Origin of the sequence: Dechloromonas sp. CZR5 (assembly GCF_008711155.1) — a bacterium.
GTDB lineage: Bacteria > Pseudomonadota > Gammaproteobacteria > Burkholderiales > Rhodocyclaceae > Azonexus.
This window is the reverse complement of the sequence record NZ_VUYQ01000029.1, coordinates 1-619: the sequence shown is the minus strand read 5'-3', so window position 1 is coordinate 619 and position 619 is coordinate 1. Positions and strand designations below refer to the sequence as shown.

The following is a 619-nucleotide window of genomic DNA, read 5'->3' as shown; positions in this document are numbered from 1 at the left end:
TCCTGTCCCAGCAGATCAGCAAGCAAGGTCTTGATCTCGGCATTGCGGTAAGCGCTCAACGGCCGCTTGCCTTGGGCCGAGAACACGGATGTGAAGAACGTCTCAGGACTACCGCAGATCGACTCCACGCAGCGGCTGTACGTGTCGACCTTGCCGTCAGACACAGTGCCGTCGTTGAGTCGCACGGGCTGCCAAAAGCCGCGCTCGTCGACGATATGGAGAAAGGCTTCCGTTCTGCGTCGACCGTTGAGACGGATGACGATTTGCGACCTGTAGCGGCGCCCCTCGTGAACCCAAATCAAGTCCTTGGTGTTTTCCGGCAGAAAGACATGGTCGTAGTAGGAGAAACCGCCCGGTCCGGCAACAGTTGCTCTCGATGGCATGGTCAGGAACGGCGTCATGTTTTCCATGATCGTGCTCTTGCCACGCCCATTGGCGCCAACGAGCGCCACCAGTTGAGCGTCACCCGCCAGTTTCTCGAAGTCGAGCGTCAGGGCATTGAGGCCCAGGCCATCGCGGATGCCACGGAAGCCCTTCAGGGTCAGTCTGAGAGGTCGCATGAGGTGTCCTTAAGAAAGGTTCAGTTCAGGCTATCACGGACTTTTTCGTCTTCAAGTCC

General features: G+C 58.2%; 1 protein-coding gene. It reads right to left on the bottom strand.

Features of this window, described 5'->3' with window-relative positions; all coding sequences use genetic code 11:
• Nucleotides 1-560 (bottom strand): AAA family ATPase (locus tag F1002_RS20880; protein WP_150430968.1); only part of this gene is annotated, 560 nt, incomplete at its 3' end.
• Nucleotides 561-619 lie beyond the last annotated feature (59 nt).